The organism is Thauera butanivorans NBRC 103042 (assembly GCF_001591165.1).
GTDB classification, from domain to species: Bacteria; Pseudomonadota; Gammaproteobacteria; order Burkholderiales; family Rhodocyclaceae; genus Thauera; species Thauera butanivorans.
Genome location: NZ_BCUG01000028.1, coordinates 64,014 through 79,426, shown reverse-complemented (window position 1 = coordinate 79,426; position 15,413 = coordinate 64,014). Strand labels below are relative to the sequence as shown.

17 protein-coding genes are annotated in these 15,413 nt (G+C 69.1%); 7 read left to right on the top strand and 10 right to left on the bottom strand.

Annotated features, from left to right (window positions below):
- The 10 genes from TBU01S_RS12690 to TBU01S_RS12645 all read right to left on the bottom strand — a co-directional run.
- Window positions 1-582 (bottom strand): KpsF/GutQ family sugar-phosphate isomerase (locus TBU01S_RS12690; RefSeq protein WP_157659137.1); only part of this gene is annotated, 582 nt, incomplete at its 3' end.
- A gap of 168 nt (window positions 583-750) precedes the next feature.
- The gene (locus TBU01S_RS12685; RefSeq protein ID WP_068636994.1) at window positions 751-1,389 is read right to left on the bottom strand and encodes a prepilin-type N-terminal cleavage/methylation domain-containing protein; all 639 of its coding nucleotides are present in this window, start codon (window positions 1,387-1,389) and stop codon (window positions 751-753) included.
- 85 nt (window positions 1,390-1,474) lie between these two features.
- The gene (locus TBU01S_RS12680; RefSeq protein ID WP_245650916.1) at window positions 1,475-2,188 is read right to left on the bottom strand and encodes a type II secretion system protein; all 714 of its coding nucleotides are present in this window, start codon (window positions 2,186-2,188) and stop codon (window positions 1,475-1,477) included.
- Window positions 2,176-3,396, bottom strand: a complete 1,221-nt coding sequence (locus TBU01S_RS12675; RefSeq protein ID WP_068636992.1) for a hypothetical protein — start codon at window positions 3,394-3,396, stop codon at window positions 2,176-2,178. Before TBU01S_RS12675 ends, TBU01S_RS12680 begins: the two co-directional genes overlap by 13 nt.
- Entirely contained in the window at window positions 3,393-3,881 is a 489-nt protein-coding gene (locus TBU01S_RS12670) for a hypothetical protein (RefSeq protein WP_157659136.1), read from the bottom strand. Before TBU01S_RS12670 ends, TBU01S_RS12675 begins: the two co-directional genes overlap by 4 nt.
- Window positions 3,878-4,468: a hypothetical protein gene (locus TBU01S_RS12665; protein ID WP_068636990.1), complete on the bottom strand. Its 591-nt coding sequence runs from the start codon at window positions 4,466-4,468 to the stop codon at window positions 3,878-3,880. Before TBU01S_RS12665 ends, TBU01S_RS12670 begins: the two co-directional genes overlap by 4 nt.
- 5 nt (window positions 4,469-4,473) lie before the next feature.
- A complete protein-coding gene (locus TBU01S_RS12660) occupies window positions 4,474-5,886 on the bottom strand; it encodes a hypothetical protein (RefSeq protein WP_068636989.1) in 1,413 nt (470 codons plus the stop codon).
- A gap of 13 nt (window positions 5,887-5,899) precedes the next feature.
- On the bottom strand, window positions 5,900-7,099 hold the full coding sequence (locus TBU01S_RS12655; protein ID WP_068636988.1) for a type II secretion system F family protein: 1,200 nt from the start codon (window positions 7,097-7,099) through the stop codon (window positions 5,900-5,902).
- Window positions 7,096-8,811, bottom strand: coding sequence for a GspE/PulE family protein (locus tag TBU01S_RS12650; RefSeq protein WP_068636987.1), 1,716 nt, complete (start codon window positions 8,809-8,811; stop codon window positions 7,096-7,098). The genes TBU01S_RS12655 and TBU01S_RS12650 overlap by 4 nt, the downstream gene beginning before the upstream one ends.
- Complete coding sequence (locus TBU01S_RS12645; RefSeq protein ID WP_174524536.1) at window positions 8,808-10,304, bottom strand: secretin GspD/PilQ domain-containing protein; 1,497 nt, start codon at window positions 10,302-10,304, stop codon at window positions 8,808-8,810. The genes TBU01S_RS12650 and TBU01S_RS12645 overlap by 4 nt, the downstream gene beginning before the upstream one ends.
- Window positions 10,305-10,646: 342 nt before the next feature.
- Between TBU01S_RS12645 and TBU01S_RS12640 the strand changes: the two genes are divergently transcribed.
- From TBU01S_RS12640 to TBU01S_RS12610, 7 genes are read left to right on the top strand one after another with little or no spacing between them, the layout of a single operon-like run.
- Window positions 10,647-11,501, top strand: a complete 855-nt coding sequence (locus TBU01S_RS12640) for an ABC transporter ATP-binding protein (RefSeq protein ID WP_068636985.1) — start codon at window positions 10,647-10,649, stop codon at window positions 11,499-11,501.
- Window positions 11,498-12,298 carry a lipid asymmetry maintenance ABC transporter permease subunit MlaE gene (mlaE, locus tag TBU01S_RS12635; protein WP_068636984.1) on the top strand — a complete coding sequence of 267 codons (801 nt, stop codon included), beginning with the start codon at window positions 11,498-11,500 and terminating at the stop codon, window positions 12,296-12,298. The genes TBU01S_RS12640 and mlaE overlap by 4 nt, the downstream gene beginning before the upstream one ends.
- Before the next feature lie 2 nt (window positions 12,299-12,300).
- Entirely contained in the window at window positions 12,301-12,768 is a 468-nt protein-coding gene (gene mlaD, locus TBU01S_RS12630) for an outer membrane lipid asymmetry maintenance protein MlaD (RefSeq protein WP_068637003.1), read from the top strand.
- 33 nt (window positions 12,769-12,801) lie between these two features.
- On the top strand, window positions 12,802-13,536 hold the full coding sequence (locus TBU01S_RS12625) for an MlaA family lipoprotein (RefSeq protein ID WP_083953597.1): 735 nt from the start codon (window positions 12,802-12,804) through the stop codon (window positions 13,534-13,536).
- A 54-nt stretch (window positions 13,537-13,590) separates the two neighbouring features.
- Window positions 13,591-14,226 (top strand): MlaC/ttg2D family ABC transporter substrate-binding protein, encoded by a 636-nt coding sequence (locus TBU01S_RS12620; protein ID WP_068636983.1) that lies wholly within the window; start codon window positions 13,591-13,593, stop codon window positions 14,224-14,226.
- Window positions 14,223-14,516, top strand: a complete 294-nt coding sequence (locus TBU01S_RS12615) for an STAS domain-containing protein (protein WP_068636982.1) — start codon at window positions 14,223-14,225, stop codon at window positions 14,514-14,516. The genes TBU01S_RS12620 and TBU01S_RS12615 overlap by 4 nt, the downstream gene beginning before the upstream one ends.
- A complete protein-coding gene (locus TBU01S_RS12610; protein WP_068636981.1) occupies window positions 14,513-15,409 on the top strand; it encodes an ABC transporter ATP-binding protein in 897 nt (298 codons plus the stop codon). Before TBU01S_RS12615 ends, TBU01S_RS12610 begins: the two co-directional genes overlap by 4 nt.
- Window positions 15,410-15,413: the final 4 nt, after the last annotated feature.

Below are 15,413 nucleotides of genomic sequence, written 5' to 3'. Positions count from 1 at the left end.
GGCGCCGCCCGGATGGGAGCGGGCGAAGTCGTCGGTGCCGAAGCCGCGCGCGTCGAGCAGGGCCACGGCCAGCGCGTCGCCCAGCGCCAGCGCGGCGGTGGTGCTGGCTGTCGGGGCGAGGTTGAGCGGACAGGCTTCCTCGGCGACGATGGCCTCGAGATGGATGTCGGCCTGCTGCGCCAGCGGCGACTCCGGCCGGCCGGTGATCGAGATCAGTTGCGCGCCCTGGCGCTTGACCAGCGGCACGATGGTCAGCACTTCCTCGCTGGTGCCCGAGTTCGACAATGCGATCACGACGTCTTCGGGCGTGATCATGCCCATGTCGCCATGCGCGGCTTCGGCCGCATGGACGAAGTAGGCGGGGGTGCCGGTACTGGCCAGCGTGGCGGCGATCTTGCGTGCGATGTGCCCCGACTTGCCGATGCCGGTGACGATGACGCGTCCGCGCCGCTGCAGGATGAGCTGGACCGCGCGCTCGAATGCCGTGCCGAGGCGGTCGGCGAGCGCGGCGACGGCGGCGGCTTCGATTCGGAGCACGCGGCGGGCAAGCGCGAGCGTGGGGCTGTCGGCGGCTGAGGTCATCGGAAGGATCGGGAGGCCTGGATCGGTTGCGGATTCCGCCGGCACGGTGGCGCGCCGGCAGGGACTCGCAATTGTATAACAGTCGGTGGGCCGCCCGACGGCTGTGGCGGCGCGCCCGGAAGCCCGGGCCGGGCGCGCCGTTGCGGCACGGATGCCCGCTGCCGGGGGCTACAGGCTCGCGCACACGGTATAGCTGGTGTCGTCGTCCAGCGGAGCCGCGCTGGAGACCGGCGTGAGCGAGCCGGTGCCGCTGTCGGTGCCGGCCCGCATCGAGCCTGCCGCCGGATCGCCGTCGTCCAGTGCCAGGTCGAGCTGGCGCACGAGCTTGCCCAGGATGCCGCCCGAGCAGGTCAGGATGCTGCCGCGCAGGCCGAGCAGGCTGCCGCTCTGCACGCCGAGACGGCCGCCGACCGTGTTGCGCGGCAGGTAGCCGGCATTGCCGGTGTCGCTGCTGCCGGTGGCGAGGCCGGCGAGGCGCACGTGCTGCCAGAAGCGGAAGGCGTCGCTGTCGGTGTCGTCGTCCCAGTTGCCGTCGATCGTGCCGTTGCCGTTGCCCGCGCTGGTGCAGTCGTCGCCGCTCGGGCACAGGTGCAGGCGGGCACGGGCATCGTCGCCCGGCAGCGCGCGGAAGCGATCCTGGTAGGCGTGGGTCAGGGCCGGCAGGCTGCGGAAATCCTGGGCCAGATTCTTGACCCTGGCGCTGTCGATCAATTCCTGGCCCTTGAGCACGCCGCCCAGCAGCAGGCCGACGATCAGCAGGACGACGGCGATTTCCACGAGGGTGAAGCCTTGTTGATGGGTTTTCATCGGTATTGCCTCCTTGTTGCGTGGGTGGAAAAAGCGGGGGGCCGGCCATCCGGGGGCCGGCTGTCCGGGGCCGAGCGGTGCTGCCTCACAGGCGGCCTGCCTGGGCAAGGCGGGCGATCAGCAGCGGACGCCCGATCCAGATCAGGATGTCGTCGAAGTCGGCGGTCGGTTCGCCGGCCTGGTAGGCGGGGCCGGTGGCGGAGTAGGTGGCGTTGAGGCCGTCGGCGCGGCGATTGGCGCCGGTCGAGAACACGATCGCGACGGCCTGGGAGTCGCTGACCGTGATGCGGCGGCCGTCGTGCGCGTGGATCTGGAGATTGCTGGCCGGCACGCTCGCCGCAGTGATGGGCTGGTCGGCGAAGCTGCGGTCGACCCGGTAGCGCCAGTGGCCTTGCCAGGGGGCGTCGGCGCTGGCGCGCGTGCTGCCCCAGGGGTCGGTGGCGGGCATGCCCAGCGTGCGCCACGGCAGCAGGCCTTCGACGGCGGTGTTGCAGGGCGGCGGCGTTTCCTGGCCGTAGTCCGGGTGAGCCGGGTCCGCTTCGATGCTGGGGCAGGGCAGGCGGCCGTGGATGATGGCGAAGCCGGTCAGCGCCTGCTGGATGTCGCGCAGGCGGTCCAGCGTCGCCTGGCGGTCGTGGGCTTCGATGCGGCTGGCGAGCGGGACCAGCATGCTGCCGGACAGCAGCGCGAGGATGATCAGCACGACGGCGAGTTCGGCCAGCGTGAAGCCGCGCAGGCGGCACAGGGGCGGTGGGCGCATGGCGGCGGCGAAGCGGGTGGGAGGGTTCAGCTCAGGCATCGGACGACGTCCTGGCTGGCGGGGCGCTGCGGGTCGGTGATGCGGAATTCGGCAGTGCCGTGGAATTCCGCGATGCCCAGCACGAAATGACGGGGGTTGTCGCCTTCGAGGTATTGCGCGACATCGGCCCGTTCGGCCGCCGTGCCGCGCCGCTGATGCCCGTCGCCGCTGCGGATCCGCTCGCCGCCGAACAGCAGCACGGCACGGCAGGTTTCGGTGCGCGGCAGGTCCGGATCGATGACGGTGATGCAGTCGCTGCCGTCCTTGCACAGGGCGACGTGGAACTGATCGCGCCAGTTGTCGTGGGCGGTGCCGGCGGGAGCGGCGATCCCGAGCTCCGGCGCGGTGGGGAGCCTGCCCGTCAGCAGCCGTCCATGCGGCGTCTCGTGCAGGTGGCGGGCGACGAAATCCGCGTCGCTGAGCGGCGAGGCCAGATGCAGCGCGGCAGTCTCGCCGATGTGATCGATGCGGGAGGCGAAGTCGCTGCGCCGGCGCAGTGCATCGTAGATGTCGTCGATGCCCAGCCAGGCGATCAGGTCGTTGCGCGTGGTGCTGCCGACCTGTCCCTGATGAATGTCCGACACCGCGATGGAGGCCAGGCTGCTTCCCGTTTCGACGAATTCGCCGAACTCGCCGGCCGTGCAGGGGGCGTGACCGTCGCTGTGGCGATGCTGGCCGTCGAGTACGGGCCCCGGGGCGAACACGACCGCGATGGCAAGGCCGTCCGGCGCAGCGGCAGGCAGGCTGCGGCCGTCGCCGCGCCACAGCCTGAACTGCCCCGGACTGTCCCAGTTGAGTGCGAGCGCCTTCGGGTTGTGCTTGACGCTGCCGGACACCGCGTACCACAGGCATTCGCCCCAGCCGTCCAGCAGTTGCGGCAGGGCCAGGGTCCGCCATGGCAGCCGGCCGCTTGCGGCGGCGCCACGGGGGCCGCAGGCACCGAGCGCCGTCGAGCCGGTGTTGTCGGTGTCGGGGCAGGGCAGGTAGCCCTGGCCCTGGCCTGAGTGGCTTTCGTCATAGCTGATCGCATAGCCGAGCAGGGCTTCGCGCGCCTGCGAAAGCGCCGCGATGCTGCGGGCCTGGGCACGGGTGCGGAAGCGGGTTTCGAGCTCGCCGTGGGCGAGCAGCCCGCCGGCGCCGAGCAGGATGGCGAGCGCAAGGGCGGCGACCAGGCCGTGGCCGGCGGCTTCCACGCGGGTGGGCTTCATTCCGGTCGCTCCGGGGGTGTGTCCGATGCTGCCTGCCAGCTGTCGCCGGTGCGCAGGCGCTGGTGGGGGGCGTGCATCGGGATCAGCTCCAGGGCCGGGAAGGGCGCGGCATGCAGGCTCGCCGGCAGCGGACCGGGCACGCCGTCCAGCCATAGCGTCGTTTCGCCGCTCGAATGGCGCAGGAAACCGTCGATGCGCCGGGGTGCCGCGCTCGGGGGGCTCGCCGGCATGGCGGCTTTGGGGGGAGGCGCCGGCGGCGGGGGTTGATCCAGTGTGCGGCGTTCTTCCGGCGTGAAGAACAGGCGGCCGAAGGTGGTATCGGCGGGCTGAACGATCATCGGGGGATTGCCGTGGGCATGCGCCATGCCGGGGTCTGTTGCCGCCAGCGTGCAGGCGAGCAGCACAAGCAGGTCGCGCCGTGGCCGCTGCGCGGTACATGCGCACGGCGAGGGGCGAAGCCGGGCGGGTGTCCAGATCGGCATCATTTTGTGTTTGTGCCGGACGGTAGCGAAATCGTCAGCCAGTCGAACCGGCAGTGGGCATGCACGCGCCCGGCCGTGCCGAGGTCGACACGGCTCAGCGTGCAGTTTCGCGGCAGCACGAGCGCGCCGGGAACGGCTGCCAGCGTGGAGACCAGCGCCGGCAGCCGGCCTTCGTGCTGCAGCGGGGTGTCGATCTCCAGGCTGTGGACGAGGATGCGCGGAGCGTTCGGATCCGCCCCGTCGGCCACCGGCCGGGGTGGCGTGAAGTGCAGTTCCTTGCCGGCGATGCCCTGCCGCTCGAGGTTGCGGGCAGCCTGGGCGGCCCATGCGGTGGGGGCGGGCGGCTGCATCACGCCGAGTGCGGCGAGGGCGTTCCAGTGTTCGAGCGCGGCATCCAGCTCGGGCTGCTGCTGTCGCAGCGTGTCCAGTTCAGCGGCGAGACGGGCGTGCTGGCGCTGCGCTGCCGACAGTCTGGCCAAGGCTTCGTCGCGCATGCCGGACGAGGCGATGAAGGCGCCGATGCCGCCCGCCGCAAGCACTGCGGCAAGCAGCAGCGCGGCGACGCTGCGGGTGTCGACGGCGATCGGCATGGCTTTCATTGCGGCGCTACCCGGGCGGGATGAGATGCCAGCAGCAGTTCGACGTGCGTATCGCCGCCGGCATCGGTGTGCGTGTCGATGAGTCGTGCGCCGCGCCCGGCGAGATGGGCAACGATGGTTTCGATGGCTGCGTGCGCGCTGATGCTGCTTTGCAGGAGCGTGCCGGCATCGGGCGAGAGCTTCATCTTCACGCGGGCGAGCGCAGGCTCGGCGCCTGCCGGGGCCGGCGACCATTCCAGGGTCTGCAACGCGAGTCCGGGCGCGTGGTCCAGGCCGTCCGCGATCGGGCGAAGAACGTCCAGCGGCGTGATGACCCTGCCTCTTTCGTTTGCGACCTGCTGGATCGTGCCGATGATCCGGGCGGGCGGCGCGTCGAGTCCGGCGTGGGCGGCTGTGAACTCCGCCAGTTCGTGCTGCAGACGGGCGGTTTCACGCTGCAGCGCGGCATGGCTTGCCTCGGCGTTCTGCGCCGTCTGCCAGTGCATGGCGGCGATGCCGGTGCCGCTGGCGAACAGCAGCACGCCGGCGCCGAAGGCCAGCTTGCGGGCGTGGCGCAGCGGAAATGCCGTGTCCGGCGAGGGGCCGGGCCAGCCGAGCTTGTGCGGAGCGCGCGACAGCCAGGCCAGCAGCAATTCGCTGCTGTCGGTGGCGGCTGCGCTGGGCCGAGTGGAATCGGTCCCGGTCGGATCGAGGGGGTGTGGTTGTGCTTCGGCCGCGTGGGGCGACCCGGCAGCGAGCACGGCGACCTGGAGATGCCCGCCGGAATGTTCGGCGGCAGCTTCGCCTGCCTGCAGCTGCAGCTTGTTCGCGTACTGCAGCGTGCGCTCGATCTCGTGCTGCCATTCCGCGTTGCCGGGGTGGCCAGTGCTTTCCACCAGGCGTGACAGCCGTGCCGTGTGTCCAGCGACCAGCGTCAGGCGCATGCCGGCGCGGCTATGGCTGACGATCAGCCGCGCAGGGCCGGGCAGCGCGTGGGCGATCAGTTCACTGGCCGGAACCAGCCGTTCGCAGCTGCATCCCGCATCGCGCAGGGCCTTCGTCCAGACATCGGCACCGGCCGGCCGGGCGAGGCCGCTGAACAGGATCTGCTCGGTATTGGCCTTGCGGTCGATGGCCAGGGTGTCGGCCCTGGCATAGCAGGCTTGCGGATACCAGGCGGCGAGGCGGCGGCCGATCAGGGCGCGGCGGTCGGCGCCGCGGGTGCGCGGCAGGGTTTCGGTTTCGTGGCATTCGTCGGCCAGGTCCACCAGCATGCGGTAGCGGGCCTTGCGGGGCTGGCGCCGAAGCCAGTCGATGAACGCGTCCCGCTCGCCGGCTGCGAAGCTGGCGAGGCGGGCCGGCGGGCTTTCGCCGCCCTGGAATGCTTCGAGGCCGAGGGCGTCGATGCGGAGCAGGATGGTGTTCGGCATGGCGGGCTCCGCGTCAGGCCGGGAGGCGGGTGATGATGTCGTAGATGGGGCCGAGCACCGCGCTGGCGATCCACAGCAGCAGTGCGCCCATCGCCAGCGTCAGCAAGGGCTCGATGGCAGCCTGCAGGCGGCCGGTGGCGTCGGCGACGTCGCGCCGGTAGAGCGTGGCGACATTGCCGAGGGCGCGGTCCAGGCCACCCGTCTGTTCGCCCACTCTGAGCATGCGTTCGACCAGGGGAGGGAACAGGCCGGTCGCTTCGAAGGCGGCCGATACCGCGTGACCTTGCTCGATCCGCTCGGAGGCTGTGTGCAGGGCCTTGCGCAGGGCCAGGTTGCCGGTGATGTCCCGGGTGATGCGCAGGGCGTCGATGATCGTGATGCCGGCGGCGTATAGCGTCGCGAGTACGCTGGCGAAGCGCGCGAGGGCGAGCTTGCCCAGGATCTCGCCAACGACGGGGAGTCGCAGCAGCAGATGGTGCAGGCGGGTGCGAGCGGCATCGGAACGGCTCAGGAACCCGTGCATGCCGGCCAGCCCCAGGGCGATGCCGCCCGGCAGCAGCCAGCCGGCCTGCGTCACTGCGTGCGACAGGCCGATCAGCAGGCGGGTCTGCAGCGGCAGGGTCTGGCCGCTGCTGCGGAACAGCTTCTCCAGTTCGGGTACGACATGGACCAGGGCGACGGCCACGGCGAGCAGCATCAGGCTGGCGACGATGGCCGGATAGATGGCGATGCGGCGGGCGTAGGCGGCGAGTTCGTCTTCGTGCTCGAGCGCGGCGCCGATGTCGCGGATGGTTTCGGGCAGGCGGCCTGCCTGTTCGCCGGCGCGCAGCAGGGCGACGGTGGCGGGTGGGAACACGCCCGGCTGGCGGGCGGCGGCGTCGGACAGCGGCTGGCCGCGCTCGATGTCGGCAAGCAGTGTGACGACCGCCGTGCGCATGCGCGGATGGGTGGTGGCGTCGCGCAGCGCGGCGAGGCTTTCGAAGGGCGGCACGCCGGCCGCCAGCAATTGCTCGAGGTGGAAGCAGAAGTGGATCAGCTCCCGGCGCGGCACGCGCCTGCGCGGCAGGTCGAAGCCGGGCCTGGCTTCGCCGTTGATGAAGGCGAGGCCTTGTTCCCGCAGCCGCTGCTCCAGGTCGGCGAGGTCGGCCGCGTCCAGCCTGCCGCGCAGCAGGCGGCCGTCGGTGCTCATCGCGCGGTAGCTGTAGGTTTTCATGCGGCGTGCTCCGCTTCGGCCGCATCGCAGGTGAGGCTGCCGAGGTCGACGACGCGGGCCAGTTCGGCCAGCGAGGTGCTGCCGTCCAGTACCCGGCGCAGGCCGTCGCCGGCGAGGCCGGCATGGCTGCGGCGACGCAGGAGGGCGCGCAGCACGCCGGGACGGGCGCCGGCGCCGATCTGCTCGTCGAGCTCCGCGTCGATGTACAGCAATTCCATGATGGCGATGCGGCCGCGGTAGCCGCGAAAGTCGCATTCGGCGCAGCCGGACGGGGCAAACAAGCGCGGCGCCCGTTCGGCAGGCAGGCCGAGCAGGCGGCATTCGGCAGGGGACGCGGGGGTTTCGATCCGGCAGTGCGGGCACAGCCGCCGCACCAGGCGCTGGGCGATGATGCCTGACAGGTTGCCGGCCAGCAGGTCGGCGCGCAGGCCGATGTCGAGCAGGCGCGGTATGGCGCCGAGCGCGGAGTTGGCGTGCAGCGTGGCGAACACCTGATGGCCGGTGAGCGCGGCGCGCAAGGCCATCTGCGCGGTGTCGGCGTCGCGGATCTCGCCGATCAGCAGGATGTCGGGGTCCTGGCGCAGCAGTGCGCGGACGCCGTCGGCAAAGCCGAGACGGCTGGCGTCGCCGATCGGGGTCTGGCGGATCTGGGCGAGCGGGTATTCCACCGGGTCTTCCAGCGTCATGATGTTGACGGCTTCGGTGTTGAGGTGGCTGAGGACCGAATACAAGGTGGTCGTCTTGCCGCTGCCGGTGGGGCCGGTGACGAGGATCAGCCCTTCCGGGCGTGCCAGCATGCGGTCGAGCGTGTTGCGCTGCATGTCGCCGAGGCCGAGCGCATCGAGCGGGACGATGCCTTTTTCGCGGTCCAGGATGCGCAGCACGATGTTCTCGCCGTGCAGCGTGGGCTGGGTGGCGACGCGGAAGTCGATCGGCCGCCCGGCGACGGCCAGCGAGATGCGGCCGTCCTGGGGGCTGCGCGATTCGGCGATGTCGAGCCCGGCCATGACCTTGAGGCGTACCGCCAGCTCGGGCCAGAAGGATTTGTGCAGCACGCGGACCTGGCGCAGCGTGCCGTCGATGCGCTGGCGGATGCGCAGGTAGCCGGCTTCGGGTTCGAAATGGAGATCGGAGGCACGGTTGGCCACGGCTTCGGCCAGCATCGCGTCGACCAGGCGGACGACGGCCGGGCCGTCGTCCCGGCTGCCTGCAGCGGCATGGCGGGCGCTGCGCTGCTCGATCTCGCGCACGATGTCGTCGATGGTGATGGCCTGGCCGTAATGGCGTTCGATGGCGCGTTCGAGCTGCACGTCGGCGGCGACCCGCAGTTCGAGGCGGGTGCCCGGGCCGAGTTCGGCGTGCAGGCGATCGAGGGCGATGACGTTGTCGGTGTCGGCGATGGCGACGACCAGCGTGCGCTCGGCGGCGCGGTATTCCAGCGGCAACAGCCTGTGCCGCCTGGCAAGGGCCTGGGGGACGAGTGACAGGGCGGCGGGGTCGGCCAGCGTGCTGGCGAGATCGACGCTGGGGTGGCCGCAATGGGCGGCGAGGGCGTCGCGCAGCGCGGTGTCGCTGATGAAGCCGAGTTCGACCAGCACCTGGCCGAGCGGGCGTTTGCGCTGCTGCTGCTCGTGCAGCGCGATGCGCAGCTGGTCGGCGCCGATCAGGCGGGCGTCGAGCAGGAGCTGGCCGATCGGCAGGGCGGCGTTCATGGGCGGTGCTCCGTTTCACTGCCGCCGTGGCTCGGCACCAGCAGCGGGCGCATCGGCATCGACGGGAAGTTGCGCAGGCCGGGCGAGGGCCGGGAAACGAGGAAGTCCGGCCCGGGAAGCTGGCTGGCATAGCCGGCGTAGTCGCCGCGGGTGCTCGGATCGTCGATCAGCAGCGGCCGCAGGAAGATCAGCAGTTCGGTGCGGCGCACGGCGTTGTCGCGGCGGGTGAACAGCTCGCCCAGCACCGGGATGTCGCCCAGCAGCGGAATGCGGCCGGTGTCGTGGTCCACGCGGTCTTCCATCAGGCCGCCGAGCACGGCGATCTCGCCGCTGCGCAGGCGCAGCATCGATTCGATCTCGCGGGTGCGGATCTGCGGCACGCGGTTGGGGATGTCGCGCAGCGAAGGATTGGGGTCGTCCCTGAAGCCGGAGATGCCGGAGATGGTCGGGCGTACGTTCAGCGTGATCTCGCCGTTGGCGCTGATCTGCGGCGTGACCGACATCACCATGCCGACCGACACCGACTGGGGCGTCGTCGTCGCGGTGACTTTCTCGCGCTCGCTGTCGCCGTATTCGGTGGTGGTCGCATCGACGAGGAAGTACACATATTCCTCGACCACCTTGAGCATTGCAGTTTGATTGTTCAGCACCGACAGGCGCGGGCTGGACAACACCTTGACGGTGCCGAAGGTCTCCAGCAGTTCGAGCCTGAAGTCGGTGTCGGCCGAAGCGTAGCTCAGGGTCGGCGCGCCGCTGCCGGCGTTGTTGCGCGGGTTGATGTTCCAGCCCGGCAGGCCGAGGCGGCTCCAGTCGATGCCCTGGACGTAGCCGTCGGCCAGCGTGACTTCGACGATGGTGGCTTCGATCATGACCTGCCGGCGCGCGGCGCGCTGCACCTGATCGATGAAGGCGGCGAGTTGCTCGTGCTGGCGGGACGTGGCCCGCACCATGACGATGCCGCTCTCCCTGTTGACCATGATGTCGCCGTCGTGGCAGTCGTCCTTGCCGGCGCAACGGGACGGAGCGCCTGCGCCGTCGCCGAGGATGGCGCGGATGTTGGCCTGGATCGATTGCCAGAAGTCGTTGCTCGAGCGGGTTTCGATCTGGGTCACCGAAGTGTTGCCGGCGGCATCGCCATGGCTGCCTGCGCTGCTGGAACTGGTGGATATCTGCGTGCTGGTGGCAACGGTGCCGCGCATGCTGCGGCTGAGGTTGACGTAATCGAGCGTGTAGCTGTGCAGGAAAGGCATGTCCGGCCGCACGCTGAGGTGATTGCCGGCGATCTCGTAGCGGATCGGGGTCTGGCGTGCGATGCGGGCGAGGATCTCGCCGAGCGGCTGGTCGACGGCGTTGAGCGTGACGCGGCCGTCGATGCCGCCGTGCAGGTCGAGATCGAGCCGGGCGTCGCGGCCGATGGCGAGCAGCAACTGGTGGACGGGAATGTCGTGTACCGAGATCGAATAGGTCTTTTCCCGCCTGGCCGGTGCCGGCATTTCGGCAGGCGCAGGGAGCTGAGGCTCGGCAACTGCGGGCGGCAGGCCCGCGGTCACCGCCGATGGAGGCGGAAGCGGGGCGGAGAGGTGGCCGGCCGGAGTCTGGTGAACGCCGAGCTGCGTACATGCGCCCAGTAGCACGATGAATGCAAGTGGCACTGATGGGAGAGTGTGGGCGGCTCGGCGGTTCATGCATTCATGCTAAACCAAATTATGACGTAAGAAAATACATGCATGACATTTTCCGGGGCTGGCGCAGGATGCCGGCTGCTGTGCCGGCATGGGCTAATCGACTGTTGCATTGCGACAAATTGCCGGGAAGCGGCGTTGGCGTCTGTTAGAATGCCCGGTTCCCGAACAAAAGAATCTGCTTCCGTGGCCCCTGCAGCCGAGCGCGATGTGCCTCTCGTTTCCCTCCGCGACGTCCGTTTCGCCTATGGCGAACGGTCGGTGCTGCGCGGCATCGATCTGGATGTGCATCGCGGCCAGGTGGTGGCGATCATGGGCGGCAGCGGTTGTGGCAAAACCACCTTGCTGAGGCTGATCGGCGGCCAGTTGAAGGCGAATTCGGGTGCGGTGGAAGTCGCTGGCCATGAGGTCGGCAAGCTCGGCAGGGCCGAGCTCTATGCGATGCGCCGGCGCATGGGCATGTTGTTCCAGTTCGGTGCGCTGTTCACCGACATGAGCGTGTTCGACAACGTCGCCTTCCCGCTGCGTGAGCACACCGATCTGCCGCCGACCATGATTCGCGACCTGGTGCTGATGAAACTGCAGGCAGTGGGGCTGCGCGGCGCGGCCTCGCTGCGGCCGGGCGAGCTGTCGGGCGGCATGGCGCGGCGAGTGGCGCTGGCACGCGCGGTGGCGCTCGACCCGATGCTGATCCTGTATGACGAGCCTTTCGCCGGGCTGGATCCGATTTCGCTCGGCATCATCGGCCAGTTGATCCGGCGCTTGAACGACGCGCTCGGCGCCAGCTCGGTGATGGTCACGCACGACGTGCATGAATCGCTGGAGATCGTGGACTACATCTACTTCGTGTCGGACGGGCGCATCGTCGCGCAAGGCACGCCGGACGAGATCCGTGCCTCGGCGGACCCCTTCGTCCACCAGTTCGTCAATGCCGAGGCCGACGGCCCGGTGCCTTTCCATTATCCGGCGCAGCCGATCGACAGTCTGCTGGGCGGGAGGAGCGCATGAACGGCCTGTTCGCCGGCCTTGCCGCCGGGCTGCGCCACGTCGGCAAGCTGACGATAGACGGCATCTGGCGGCTGGGTTTCGCCACCCGTTTCATGTTCGCGGTGCTGCTGGCCTCGGGGCAGTCGCTGACCCGCATCCATCTGACGATCCGGGAGCTTTACTTCAGCGGCGTGCTGTCGCTGCTGATCATCACCGTGTCCGGCCTGTTCGTCGGTCTGGTGCTCGGCCTGCAGGGCTACGACATCCTGCAGCGCTACGGCTCGGCCGATGCGGTGGGGGTGATGGTGGCGCTGTCGCTGCTGCGCGAGCTGGGGCCGGTGATCGCGGCGCTGTTGTTCGCCAGCCGCGCGGGGTCGGCGATCACCGCCGAGATCGGCCTGATGAAGACCACCGAGCAGTTGAAGGCGATGGACATGATGGCGGTGAACCCGATCGCGCGCGTGGTGGCGCCGCGCTTCTGGGGCGGTGTGCTGTCGATGCCGCTGCTGGCTGCGCTGTTCTCGGCGATGGGCGTGTTCGGTGGCTGGCTGATCACCGTCGTCGTCATCGGCGTCGATGACGGCGCTTTCTGGTCGCAGATGCAGGCGGCGGTCGAGTTCGACTACGACGTGCTGAACGGAATCATCAAGTCCATGGTCTTCGGTACCGTGGTGTCGCTGATCGCCGTGTTCGAGGGTTACGATTGCGAGCCCACCGCCGAAGGCGTGTCACGCGCGATCACCCGCACCGTCGTGACCTCGGCGCTGGCCATCCTGGCGCTCGATTTCGTGCTTACCTCTTTCATGTTCCGGGGTTGATGATGAGTCGCACCGCACTCGACCTGTGGGTCGGTATTTTCGTTGCCATCGGCTTCGCCGCACTGGTCTTTCTGGCGATGAAGGTCGGCAGTTTTTCCGGCATCAACGGTAGCGAGAGCTATCGCGTGGAAGCCGCTTTCGACAATATCGGCGGGCTGAAGGTGCGCGCACCGGTCAAGAGCGCCGGCGTGCTGATCGGCCGCGTGCAGGGCATCCGCTTCGACACCGACAGCTATCGCGCGGTCGTGCAGCTGGATATCGACAAGCGCTTCGAGTTTCCGGCCGACACCTCTGCGTCGATCCTGACTTCCGGCCTGCTCGGCGAGCAGTACGTCGGCCTCGAAGCGGGCGCCGACGTCGAGCCGCTGAAGGAGGGCGATCGCCTGATGATCACGCAGTCCGCAGTGGTGCTCGAGAAGCTGATCGGCCAGTTTCTGTTCGACAAGGCCGCCGAGCCGGCCGCGCAGTGAGGAATGCCGTGGAGTTCGCTGGAGAACGATGACATGAACGCCGGAATCCCCAACCTTCCTGCCGCCCTGCGCCGACCGCTGGCGGTCGCCACCCTGTCGGCGCTGCTGCTCGGGGGCTGTGCCACGGCCGGCAACCCGGTCGATCCGCTCGAAGGCTACAACCGGGCGATGTTCAGCTTCAACGAGCAGGTCGACAAGGCGGTCGTCAAGCCGGTGGCGCAGGCCTACGAGTTCGTGCTGCCGGACGTCGCCCGGACCGGTTTCGGCAACTTCATCGCCAACCTCGAAGACCCCTGGATCGCCATCAACAGCTTGTTGCAGGGCAAGCCGGCCGATGCCTTGTCCGGCCTGATGCGCTTTGCCTTCAACTCGACTTTCGGCCTGATCGGCCTGATCGACATCGCCACGCCGATGGGTTTGCCCAAGCATGACGAGGATCTGGGCCAGACGCTCGGCAGTTGGGGCGTGGGCGAGGGCGCCTACGTCGTGCTGCCCTTCTTCGGGCCGCGCACCGTGCGCGATGCAGTGGCGCTGCCGGCCGATTTCCTGGGCGAGAATCCGTGGCTGATCCACCACGTGGCCACGCGCAACAGTTACATCGCATTGCGCTTCACGCACATTCGCTCGACCTTCCTCGGCACCGACAGGGCGGTGGATGAGGCGACGATCGACAAATACGCCTATATCCGCGATTTCTACCTTGAACAACGCCGTTACAAGGTTTCGGATGGCAACGTGATGCGCGAGTACGAAGATTTCGAGGATTGAACGGGCGCGGCGGCGATCGTCCCGCCAGTGTGCAACCCCAGACGGAAACGCGACATGAACTTCTTCAACAAGCCACTCATCCTGTTCTGCTTTCTTGTCGCCGGGCTGATGCCGGCGGCCCAGGCCGCCGCCCAGCAGGGGCCGGACGTGCTGGTGCGCGACGTGACCAACGAGGTGCTCGAGATCGTGCGCGCCGACAAGTCCATCCAGGCCGGCGATCCGCAGCGGATCAGGGAACTGGTGGATGCCAAGGTGTTGCCGCACTTCGATTTCCGCCGCATGACCATGCTGGCGGTCGGCCCCGACTGGCGCAGTGCGTCGGCCGAGCAGCAGGCGCGCCTGACCGATGCCTTCCGCACCCTGCTGGTGCGCACGTATTCCAATGCGCTGACGCAGTATCGCGACCAGACGATCGAGTTCAAGCCGACCCGCTTCGGCGAAGCCGACAAGCGCGTGCAGGTCCGCACCGAAGTGCGCCAGACCGGCGCCCAGCCGATCGGCATCGACTACATGCTGGAAAAATCCGATGCGGGCTGGAAAGTGTTCGACGTCATCGTTGCCGGTGTCAGCCTGGTCACGAACTACCGCAGCAGTTTCGCCCAGGACGTGCGCAGCGGCGGCATCGACGGTCTGATCAAGTCGCTCGAAGCGAAGAACCGCGCACTCGAAGCGGAGCAGCAGCGTTCATGAGCGATGCAGGTGCGGTGGCGGTGTTCGCGCCGCAGGGGCCGTTGACCATGCACAGCGCCGCGTCGGCGCTGGAAGAGGGGCGGCGGCTGGCCAAGGCCGGCGCCCTGGTGGTCGATATGGCGGCGGTGCCGACTGCCGATTCCGCGGCACTGGCGCTGGTCCTCGACTGGCTGCGCACCGCGCGCGAGGCAGGCCACGACATCGTGCTGCGCAGCCTGCCGCCGGGGCTTGCCAGCCTTGCCGCGCTTTACGACATCGACGCCCTGCTGCCGCTGGAGAACGGTGCATGACGGTGCCGGCCATCAGGGTCAGCGCCGTCACCAAGCAGTACGGAACGCTGAAGGCGCTGGGCGGCGTCGATCTCGAAATCGGCCAGGGCGAATTCTTCGGTCTGCTCGGGCCGAACGGTGCCGGCAAGACCACGCTGATCTCGGCGCTGGCCGGGCTGGTACGGCCCGACGGCGGTTCGCTCGAGATCATGGGCCACGACGTCGTGCGCGACTACCGCAATGCGCGGCGCAATCTCGGCGTGGTGCCGCAGGAACTGGTGTTCGATCCCTTCTTCTCGGTGCGTGAGCTGCTGCGCATCCAGTCGGGCTATTTCGGCATCCGCGGCAACGACGACTGGATCGACGAGATCCTTGCCAGCCTGGACCTGACGCACAAGGCCGACGCCAACATGCGCATGCTGTCCGGCGGCATGAAGCGGCGCGTGCTGGTGGCGCAGGCGCTGGTGCACCGGCCGCCGGTGATCGTGCTCGACGAGCCTACCGCCGGCGTCGACGTCGAACTGCGCCAGGGGCTGTGGCAGTTCGTGCGCAAGCTCAACCGTGACGGCCACACCATCGTGCTGACCACGCATTATCTCGAAGAGGCGGAAACGCTCTGCGGCCGCATCGCAATGCTCAAGGCCGGCAAGGTCGTCGCCCTCGACACCACCGAGAACCTGCTGCACCGCTTCGCCACCCACAGCCTGCGCGTCAGCGTGGACAGGGCCGAGGCGGCCGTCGCGCTCGGCGGCATGGCGGTCGAGGACGGCTGGGTGGAGTTCGCCTTCGAGGGCTACGACAAGCTCGAGGCGCTGCTGGCGCGCCTGCGCGAGGCCGGTGCCGGGCTGCGCGAGATCCAGCTGGGCGAGCCGGATCTCGAAAGAGTCTTCGTGGAGGTCATGCACCGTGCCTGAAACG

Excerpts from the sequence above, each read along its gene's own strand:
- TBU01S_RS12685 (WP_068636994.1), bottom strand. The coding sequence starts at position 1,389 with ATGAAAACCCATCAACAAGGCTTCACCCTCGTGGAAATCGCCGTCGTC.
- TBU01S_RS12680 (WP_245650916.1), bottom strand. The coding sequence starts at position 2,188 with ATGCCTGAGCTGAACCCTCCCACCCGCTTCGCCGCCGCCATGCGCCCA.
- TBU01S_RS12675 (WP_068636992.1), bottom strand. The coding sequence starts at position 3,396 with ATGAAGCCCACCCGCGTGGAAGCCGCCGGCCACGGCCTGGTCGCCGCC.
- TBU01S_RS12670 (WP_157659136.1), bottom strand. The coding sequence starts at position 3,881 with ATGATGCCGATCTGGACACCCGCCCGGCTTCGCCCCTCGCCGTGCGCA.
- TBU01S_RS12665 (WP_068636990.1), bottom strand. The coding sequence starts at position 4,468 with ATGCCGATCGCCGTCGACACCCGCAGCGTCGCCGCGCTGCTGCTTGCC.
- TBU01S_RS12660 (WP_068636989.1), bottom strand. The coding sequence starts at position 5,886 with ATGCCGAACACCATCCTGCTCCGCATCGACGCCCTCGGCCTCGAAGCA.
- TBU01S_RS12655 (WP_068636988.1), bottom strand. The coding sequence starts at position 7,099 with ATGAAAACCTACAGCTACCGCGCGATGAGCACCGACGGCCGCCTGCTG.
- TBU01S_RS12650 (WP_068636987.1), bottom strand. The coding sequence starts at position 8,811 with ATGAACGCCGCCCTGCCGATCGGCCAGCTCCTGCTCGACGCCCGCCTG.
- TBU01S_RS12645 (WP_174524536.1), bottom strand. The coding sequence starts at position 10,304 with ATGCCGGCACCGGCCAGGCGGGAAAAGACCTATTCGATCTCGGTACAC.
- TBU01S_RS12640 (WP_068636985.1), top strand. The coding sequence starts at position 10,647 with ATGCCCGGTTCCCGAACAAAAGAATCTGCTTCCGTGGCCCCTGCAGCC.
- mlaE (WP_068636984.1), top strand. The coding sequence starts at position 11,498 with ATGAACGGCCTGTTCGCCGGCCTTGCCGCCGGGCTGCGCCACGTCGGC.
- mlaD (WP_068637003.1), top strand. The coding sequence starts at position 12,301 with ATGAGTCGCACCGCACTCGACCTGTGGGTCGGTATTTTCGTTGCCATC.
- TBU01S_RS12625 (WP_083953597.1), top strand. The coding sequence starts at position 12,802 with ATGAACGCCGGAATCCCCAACCTTCCTGCCGCCCTGCGCCGACCGCTG.
- TBU01S_RS12620 (WP_068636983.1), top strand. The coding sequence starts at position 13,591 with ATGAACTTCTTCAACAAGCCACTCATCCTGTTCTGCTTTCTTGTCGCC.
- TBU01S_RS12615 (WP_068636982.1), top strand. The coding sequence starts at position 14,223 with ATGAGCGATGCAGGTGCGGTGGCGGTGTTCGCGCCGCAGGGGCCGTTG.
- TBU01S_RS12610 (WP_068636981.1), top strand. The coding sequence starts at position 14,513 with ATGACGGTGCCGGCCATCAGGGTCAGCGCCGTCACCAAGCAGTACGGA.